This window comes from Pseudomonas sp. WS 5010, from assembly GCF_012985565.1.
Taxonomy (GTDB): Bacteria; Pseudomonadota; Gammaproteobacteria; order Pseudomonadales; family Pseudomonadaceae; genus Aquipseudomonas.
In genome coordinates, this window is record NZ_JAAQWQ010000016.1 from 24692 (window position 1) to 32752 (window position 8061).

General features: G+C 59.7%; 7 protein-coding genes and 1 tRNA gene. 3 read left to right on the forward strand and 5 right to left on the reverse strand.

Going from position 1 to position 8061, the window contains the following annotated elements; genetic code table 11:
• Window positions 1-71: 71 nt before the first annotated feature.
• The 4 genes from HBO11_RS27895 to HBO11_RS27910 form a co-directional block, all read right to left on the reverse strand.
• Complete coding sequence (locus HBO11_RS27895) at window positions 72-632, reverse strand: nucleotidyltransferase family protein (RefSeq protein WP_169957044.1); 561 nt, start codon at window positions 630-632, stop codon at window positions 72-74.
• Between the two features lie 53 nt (window positions 633-685).
• Complete coding sequence (locus tag HBO11_RS27900) at window positions 686-1165, reverse strand: VOC family protein (protein WP_169957043.1); 480 nt, start codon at window positions 1163-1165, stop codon at window positions 686-688.
• 55 nt (window positions 1166-1220) lie between these two features.
• Window positions 1221-2432 carry an EAL domain-containing response regulator gene (locus tag HBO11_RS27905; protein ID WP_169957042.1) on the reverse strand — a complete coding sequence of 404 codons (1212 nt, stop codon included), beginning with the start codon at window positions 2430-2432 and terminating at the stop codon, window positions 1221-1223.
• Window positions 2433-2583: 151 nt separating this feature from the next.
• Window positions 2584-4644, reverse strand: a complete 2061-nt coding sequence (locus tag HBO11_RS27910) for a TonB-dependent receptor (RefSeq protein ID WP_169957041.1) — start codon at window positions 4642-4644, stop codon at window positions 2584-2586.
• Window positions 4645-4903: 259 nt separating this feature from the next.
• On the opposite strand from HBO11_RS27910, the gene HBO11_RS27915 reads away from it, so the two are divergent.
• Window positions 4904-6124: a multidrug effflux MFS transporter gene (locus tag HBO11_RS27915; RefSeq protein ID WP_169957040.1), complete on the forward strand. Its 1221-nt coding sequence runs from the start codon at window positions 4904-4906 to the stop codon at window positions 6122-6124.
• 15 nt (window positions 6125-6139) lie between these two features.
• On the forward strand, window positions 6140-6751 hold the full coding sequence (locus HBO11_RS27920; RefSeq protein ID WP_169957039.1) for a TetR/AcrR family transcriptional regulator: 612 nt from the start codon (window positions 6140-6142) through the stop codon (window positions 6749-6751).
• A gap of 185 nt (window positions 6752-6936) precedes the next feature.
• Here the strand turns inward: HBO11_RS27920 and HBO11_RS27925 are convergent, their stop codons facing one another.
• A complete protein-coding gene (locus HBO11_RS27925; RefSeq protein ID WP_169957038.1) occupies window positions 6937-7290 on the reverse strand; it encodes a hypothetical protein in 354 nt (117 codons plus the stop codon).
• Window positions 7291-7592: 302 nt separating this feature from the next.
• Here HBO11_RS27925 and HBO11_RS27930 point away from each other — a divergent pair.
• Window positions 7593-7679, forward strand: a tRNA-Leu gene (locus HBO11_RS27930).
• The last annotated feature ends 382 nt before the right edge of the window (window positions 7680-8061 follow it).

The following is an 8061-nucleotide window of genomic DNA, read 5'->3' on the forward strand; positions in this document are numbered from 1 at the left end:
TCGCGGCAAACACCGGTGTTAAAGCCTTTGGATTATCACCATCACTGGCAAGCCAGGTTTCGCAGTTTAGTCTATGGGGCCTCAATCCTGAGCCATGGCCAACGAGCCTGATAGCTCTTGGCCTTGTGCTCGAACAGCTCTGGCTGCGGGGTGATGGGGTTGAGTCGAAGTATTCCCTGCCCGATGTCGGCCAGGCCGTAGGGCGCATAGATTTCGCCAGTGTCCACGGCCAAGGCGATACAGGTGCCCGCCACCAGGTAGCGATCCACCCCGCCACGGGCTGTGTGCAACTGCGGGTAAGGCATGCCGAACCGCTGTGGATACCACAGGTGCACGCGCGCCTGGTTCCTCACTTCAATGTTCGCATCCAGGTCGCGCAAGAGTTCGCTGGCGCGCTCAATCACCTCATTCTCGGCTTCCCAGGACATATCGGTGTCAAAGTAGAACACGTCGTAATCCTTCACCCCCCAATCGGGGCTGAGCCCGGCCTGATGATTCCATACCGACTGGAACAGGCAACCCGCCGTCAACAGGCATTGGTCCAGGCCAAGGGCTGGCAGACGCGCGGTCAATTGAGCGTTGATGGGGTTGGCCATCGCCAGCTCGACCAGCCTCTGGGCCGTCAGTTTCATCTGCATTCCCTTGCCGTTCCTGTATTGAAAACGCACGTTATACCAGGGTTTCATCAACCCTTGAGCGCCGCCTCGATGCCCGCGATGTCGATTTTCACCATGCCCATCATTGCACCGAATGCACGCTTGGCCGCCGCGGGGTCGGGATGGATGATCGCCGCCATGAGCATGCGCGGGGTGATTTGCCAGGAAAGGCCCCACTTGTCGCGGCACCAGCCACAGGCAACTTCCTCGCCGCCATTGCCGACAATCGCCTGCCACAGGCGATCCGTCTCAGCCTGGTCGTCAGTGGCAACTTGGAATGAAAACGCCTGGTTGTGCTGGACACCCGATCCGCCATTGAGGCCCAGGCATGGGATGCCCATGACGGTGAACTCCACGGTCAGCACATCGCCCTGCTTGCCCGCGGGATAGTCGCCCGGCGCCTTGTGTACGGCCTCGACTGTGCTGTCCGGGAATGTGGCGGCGTAGAACCTGGCAGCCTCCAGTGCGGCGCCGTCAAACCAGAGGCAGATGGTGTTTTTATGGGGCATCTGGAGTCTCCAAAAAGGAAAGTGAGCCCTTGAGTCTAGCCCCTGTTTCCCAACATCAGCGCGTGCTGCGTGACGCCGACCTCATCTCCAGCCACGAGAGCGCACGCGCGGCGCTCATGGGCCGCGCGCAGAGATAGCCCTGGCCCTGATGGCAACCCAACTTGAGCAAGCGTTGGCGCTGGCTTTCGTGCTCTACGCCTTCGACCACGACCGCCATATCCAGCGCTTCAGCCAGGGCCAGGGTGCTGCTGATCACCGCACGGTTACGAGGGCTGCGGTCAAGGTCGCGAACGAAGCGCGCATCGAGCTTGATTTCGGTGAACGGTAACTGGCACAGGCGCTCCAGTGAGGAGTAGCCGATACCAAAGTCATCGATGGACAGGCCGGCCCCCATCATCCGCAGGCGGATCAAGGTTTCGAGCACCCTGGGAGAGACTTCCAGCAGGCCGCTTTCGGTGATTTCGAAAGTCAGGCGCGACGCAGGTATGGCGTAGCGCTCCAGCGCCTTGCACAGCTGTGGCAACAGTGACTCATTAGACAGTTGCTCGGCCTCCAGATTAAACGCCAGGGACAGCACGTGCCCTTGTGCCTGCGCCGTTTGCACAAAGGCCAACGCCTGTTCCAGCAGGGCAAAAAACAAAGGGTCCATCAACCCGAACTGGCTGACCTGCGGCAGGAAATCCGCCGGGCATAGCACGCCGTACTGCGGATGCTCCCAGCGCGCGAGCACTTCAAGGCTGCCGACTTCACCGCTCGCCAAATTGAACTTGGGTTGAAAGAACGCCTTGAGCTCATGCCCTGCAATGGCCTGTTCCAGGCCGGCCTGGCTGGCGAGCGTGTGGCGTGCCTTCTGAGCGGCATGCCCGGGGGCGACAGTGGTTTCCAGGCATCGGCTTAACAGCGGGGTGATCGCCCCTACGCGCACTGGCACATCGACATACCCGAGGACGCTGACCCCCAGCATGCCGACCATACGGTCGATGGCGTCTTGCAGGTCGGGGGCAAGCACGCTGCAAATGATGAGCGACTTGACCCGGCGGGTACGGCTGAGCAATTCGAGCGTAGTGAGCCCCTGCATGCCCGCCTCGTCCAAGGCACAGAGCACGATATCCACCGGTCCTGCGTGGTCCAGCAACTGCAGCGCAGCCTTCACGTCGGCCACGCCCTCCACGCTGTCACAGCCGGCGTCCTTGAAGGCCTGAATGGCAACGAGCTGCTTGAAGGGGTGCTCTTCGAGGACCAGAACACGAATCGGTAGAAAGGACATGACACATCACAGATGAGATAGAAGTGCGCTCATTCTCACGACATCTCCTACCGACGTATTTAGGAAAGCTCTTAAATGGAAAGCGAAAAATCCATGGTTTGAAAACGCCGCCAATCAACTGTGGGAGTTGACTGGCCAGCGAATCATTACCCTACAGGTCGTAGCGCAACGCCAGGCCCACTGTGCGCGGTGCGCCCACATCGACGATATCGCCGCTGCGGTTGTTGGTGATGTATTCCTTGTCGAAGGCGTTTTTCACGAAGCCGGAGACCGCGACATTCTTGGTGACTTTGTACTCGGTGTTGAAGTTGACCAGCCAGTAGTTGTCGCTGCGGCGCTCGCCCGTGACTTTGCCTGCAGTATCGAACTCATACTCCGACGGCGCGGTGCTCTGGTACACCAGGTCGGTGTTCAGGGTCAGGCGCTCGTTCCAGCGGTAGAGGCCGCCCAGGGACAATTTGTACTTGGGCGAATAGAGGAAGTCCTCGCCGCTCATATCGCGGCCATCACCGGTCACGAAGTCCTTGTACTTGCCTGCGGTGATCGAGCCACCGGCAGTCAGGGTCAACTGCGCGCCAAGGTCTTTCTCGACAAACACTTCCAGGCCCTTGATATCGCTGCTGCCGGCGTTGAACACCTGGACGAAGTCGGTGTTGCGCTCGAGCACGCTGACCTGCTGGTCTTTCCAGTCGGTGTAGTACAGGTTGGCACGGGTCCGCAGGGTTTTGTCGAAGAACGAGCCACGGTAGGACAGCTCGTAGTTGGTGGTGTATTCCGGGTCGTAGCCTTCGTGGCCGCCACCGGCACGCACGTTGACGCCGCCACCGCGATAGCCTTTTTGCACCATCACGCCAAGGTACTGGTTAGCGGCCAGTTCGTAATCGAGCCCCAGTTTCGGCAGGAGCGCATCAAACGACTTGCTGACCTTGCCAGGGCTGGAGAAATCGTCCTGTTTGATGTGGGTGTCGTTGGTTTCGTGGTCGTAGCGCAGGCCGGTGATCAAGGTCCACTGCGGGGCGAATGTCCAGTTGATTTCACCGAACACAGCCTTGCTTTCAATGGTGGTCTCGCCCTTGGCGGTGCCGAACAGGACGTTATTGAACAACAGGCGGTCGTGGAAGTTGTTGGTGTTGTGGCCGTAGTAGGCGCCGACAAAACTCTTGAGCGTGTCGCCGCTGTAGTTCAGGCGCAGTTCCTGGCTGAACAGGTCGCCATCCTGGGTGCGCAACACCACTTGGTTGGCGTCGGCGGACTGGTCGAAATCCAGACGCGCGTCGTAGTCGGAACGGGTATTGGCGGTCAGGCTGGTCAGCGACCAGTTGTCGTCCAGGCGGTAGTCCACCTTGGCGCTGAGCGTGTCCTGCGCGAGCTTGTCATAGGCCTTGGTGTTGGACGTCATCTTGTAATAACGGATCTTGTCGTTCTGGCGCATCGCCGAGTTGTCACCCTTGCGGCTTTCGCTATGGGCGTAGGTCAGCAGCACATCCAGATCGTCGTTGGGCAGGATCAGCAGCTTGCCCCGGGCATTGGCGGTGCGGTTAGGGTTGGCGTCGTCATGCAGGGCGACGTTGTCGATGTAGCCGTCGCCCTCCTGGTAATCCACGGCAATGCGCCCGGCGATCTTGTCATCGACCAGCGCGCCGCCACCGGCCACCGCTGCACCGCGCTCGCCATAGGTGCCCATGTTGGTGCGCGCGGAAAAACTCGGTTCGAAGGTCGGGTTACGGGTCTGGATCACCACCGCGCCGGCCAGCGAGTTACGGCCCTGGGTGGTGGATTGCGGGCCGAGGAACACTTCGACCTGGTCGACGTCCCACAGCGGCATCGGGCTGAGGGTCAGGGCGCGGTTCGGTTGCACGGCGCCGTCGACGAATACCGACACCGCACCGTTGAGCGTGGCCGGGCCCTGGTCGTCGAAACCGGACACGGGCACGCCGCGAATCCCCCAGTTTTCATTGCCGGACTGGTTGTACACACCTGGCGTACGCGCAAACACATCCACCAGGTCACGGTCGTGCTTTTCACGCAGTTGCTGGTCGGTCACCACCACCACGCTCGACTGGGTCTGCTCCAGGCTACGGTTGATCTTTTCACCGGTGACGGTGATCGGCGCAATCTCCAGAGCACTCGCAGGTTCTGCGGCCCACGCAGCGTTGCACAGGCAGATCGCCGAACCCACTGCCACCGCCATTGTCGTTTTGTTGAAATTCACGCCCTGCTCCCCTACGCCTGTTTTTGTTTTTTCTGATGCCCAGAACACTGTTTGTGCCCAGCGGGCGCGAGTCTAATCCAATCTTGAATTTAAAGAAATACAATTGATAACGACTCTCATTCACTTGCAGCGATCACGTTGTATCGCTACCGATACTCACGGATTCATGGCGCCTCTGCCCTGTTGACCGATCTAAAAGGTGCCGTTAACATCCGCACAACCTACCGACCGGTAGGATGTTTTAGTATCTGGAGTCTGTATGAATTCGCAACCCACCCCCGGGGTTCCCCTGAGGCTGGCTATCGGCCTGGGACTGATCGGCGCCCTCGGCCCGTCGGCTGTCGATATGTACTTGTCGAGCCTGCCCGAAATTGCCCGCGAGTATCAGAGCAGCTTCGCCAGCGTGCAGTTGACCCTGACGTTCTTCCTCCTGGCCATGGGCGCTGGCCAGTTGATCTTCGGGCCCATCGTCGACGCCTACGGACGCCGCCGCCCCCTACTGGCCGGCCTTGTGGTGTTTACCCTGTGCTCGTTGGGTGCGGCGTGGGCGCCAACCCTTGAAACCTTGATCGCCCTGCGCTTCGTCCAGGGACTTGGCAGCGCACTGACGCTGGTGGTGATCATGAGCATGGTGCGGGACGTCAGCGAAGGCGTAGCCGCGACCAAGCTCTTTGCATTGCTGATGACCATCGAAGGGGTTGCGCCGATCTTCGCCCCGGCACTGGGCGGGGTGATCGATACCCACTACGGTTGGCGCGCGGTGATGCTGGTACTCGCCGCCTTTGGCCTGGCAGTGCTGGGCAACAGTTGGCTGTCGCTGCCGGAAACCCTGCCCGCCAGCCACCGGGAACCGCTGCGCCTGGGCGCCGCATGCCGGACGTACCTGACGATTGCCAGGGACCGGCACTTCCTGCGCCCGACCCTCGCCGTGGCCGCGGTGTTCTTCTTTCTGTTTGCCTACATCGGCGGCGCAACCCTGGTCTACCAACAGACCTACGGCCTGAGCCCGCAAGCCTTTGGCATGCTGTTCGGCGTGACCGGCGTAGCCATCCTGATCGGGGCGATGAGCGCCGGGAAGCTGGTCAGCCGCCTGGGCTTGAACCGTCTGTCGATGATCGGCGTGACGTGCATGGCCGCAGGTTCGGCAATCGCGGTGGTTTGCACCCTGACCACCCTGGGCCTGCCCGGTATAGTGGCAGGCATGGCCATCGCCCTGTTTGGCCTGGGCATCGCCGAATCCACGCTGATGTCGCTGGTCATGTCTTCGCAAAAACGCGCGCTGGGCTCAACTGCCGCACTGCTGGGCGCGTTCCAACTGTCGATCTCCGCCAGCGCAACGCCGCTGTCGGCATTGGCCCTGAACCATGGACCGGTGGCCTGGGCCACGCTGCTGTTGGCCAGTGCGTTGCTGACCTGCCTACTGACAACGCTCAGCCTCCCCCGGGGTGCAGGCGCAGCCTATGACCTGACCGGGCACTGATTGAGGAACCCCACCATGACATCCAACACCCTGACCTCGGCCGCCGAACGCATCGCGTACCTGGCGCTGGACCAATTTGCCGAGCACGGTTACGACGCGGCCTCGCTGAATGACATCGCCGTACGCGCGGGCATCAAGAAGGCCTCGCTGTACGCCCACTTTGCCAGCAAGGACGCGCTCTACGGGGTCGTGCTCGAACTTGCCTTGCAGGCCGAGCGCGACTACGTGCAAAGCCAGTTTGCAAAAAACGCCCGTTCGATCAAGGCCCCCGGCGAGGTCTACATCGACAACCTGCAGCGCCGCTACAGCGCCCATGCATCCCTGCGGTTCTTGTTGAGGGCCGCGTTTTACCCACCGGCGCCGCTGAGGGGCGTGGTCATGTCCGGATTCAATGACTATATGGCCATGATCCGCAGCCACTTCCAGCAGGGGCTACTCAAAGCCTATCCGGCCGTAGACGAACAGACCGGGGAAGTACTGGCTCAGGCCTACCTGGTGATGATCGACAGCCTGCATGTAGAGCTGACCTACGGTGATGCACAGGCCTACTCGCGCCGACTGGAGGCGCTGCAACGGTTGTCACGGGCGGTGGGTTACGCTGAGATTATTCGTCGGTTGCGTGGGTAAGTATCTGACAGGGCTTGGCGAGCATCTCGCACAAGCCCCCTCGGTTTACTTGTTCACCTGCCTGTCTCGTTCAATGCGTATCGAATGACACTGGGGACACAACAACCCCAACCGCACCGCACGAGTGAAACGGTGCTCACACTTCTTGCAACGGAAGAAGTACGGAGGGCCGTCGATAAAACCACTCATGACTGTTTCTTTTTAAGGACCATTTTTCCCTTCTCAAAGGAGATCTCCTCGTAGCCTTTGAACAGGGCGATGATCAGACCTAAGCCAAGAGACGCCGCAGCGATAATGGCTGCTATCTCAAGTCCCGTCAGTGCCGCGATAGGTGCAGCCGCCGCCATCGATAGCCCGCCGGTAAAAGGCACAGCCGCCAGTGCGGCAGTCAACAACCCAACGGTGATCGTTCCCGCTACCGCGATCTTCTTGGACGACTTGAGCTTGTCTGCAAGCTCACCTTGGACAGTGATCTGCTCGTAACCGGCATTCTTGGCAGATTCAAGTTCCGTTTTGGTTCTCACCGTGATGACGCGCATGTCACTACCCTACTCGATTGATCTAAACGTAGATGATCGCACAATGCCATGCGCTAAACAGCTGCTACAACGCCTGCGCGATGCCAGCCTTGAAAGTGCGCCAGGGCGTCGCATGCCCCTCCAGGGAAAATGTAGATCACTGATATAGCGGGCTTTTTTTCAAAGCTGACACGCCCGATCGAGCTGAAAAAGAGCACATGCAAACTTGCGCCAAGGTGCCTGGATCTATATATTCCCTAGCCTGCTGCACCGCTCAAGCGCTTTGTTCGACAAAGCCTATTGAGTTGCTTCATCGCGCTGCCGCCCGAATGGCGAAACTGGTAGACGCATGGGACTTAAAATCCCCCGCTCGTAAGGGCGTCCCGGTTCGATTCCGGGTTCGGGCACCATCTCTAGTTCCACTGACAGCCAGTAAAGTCCATGGAACCCTTTAAAACCCGCCACTTGGCGGGTTTTTTCGTTTATGGCGTTCCGTCGGTTTCCAAGTGATTCCGGCATTTTTAAGGGTAAGATTTGGGGTACAGGTCAGTTCGACAATAGGTAGTACCCTTATGTCGCGCACTACAACTCCTCTATCTGACGCAGCTTGTCGCACAGCCAAACCGCGAGACCGCGCCTATAAACTTTTCGATGGAGAAGGTCTCTTGTAGTGGTCTAATGAAACCGGACACCCATTTAGGCGAGAATGCTCGCCAGTTAGAGGTGTCTGATGACAAAACAACGTCGTTCCTTTTCCGCTGAATTCAAACGCGAGGCCGCAGGCCTCGTGCT

Coding starts and splice junctions, on each gene's coding strand:
- HBO11_RS27900 (WP_169957043.1), bottom strand. CDS start 1,165: ATGCCCCATAAAAACACCATCTGCCTCTGGTTTGACGGCGCCGCACTG.
- HBO11_RS27895 (WP_169957044.1), bottom strand. CDS start 632: ATGAAACTGACGGCCCAGAGGCTGGTCGAGCTGGCGATGGCCAACCCC.
- HBO11_RS27915 (WP_169957040.1), top strand. CDS start 4,904: ATGAATTCGCAACCCACCCCCGGGGTTCCCCTGAGGCTGGCTATCGGC.
- HBO11_RS27920 (WP_169957039.1), top strand. CDS start 6,140: ATGACATCCAACACCCTGACCTCGGCCGCCGAACGCATCGCGTACCTG.
- HBO11_RS27925 (WP_169957038.1), bottom strand. CDS start 7,290: ATGCGCGTCATCACGGTGAGAACCAAAACGGAACTTGAATCTGCCAAG.
- HBO11_RS27905 (WP_169957042.1), bottom strand. CDS start 2,432: ATGTCCTTTCTACCGATTCGTGTTCTGGTCCTCGAAGAGCACCCCTTC.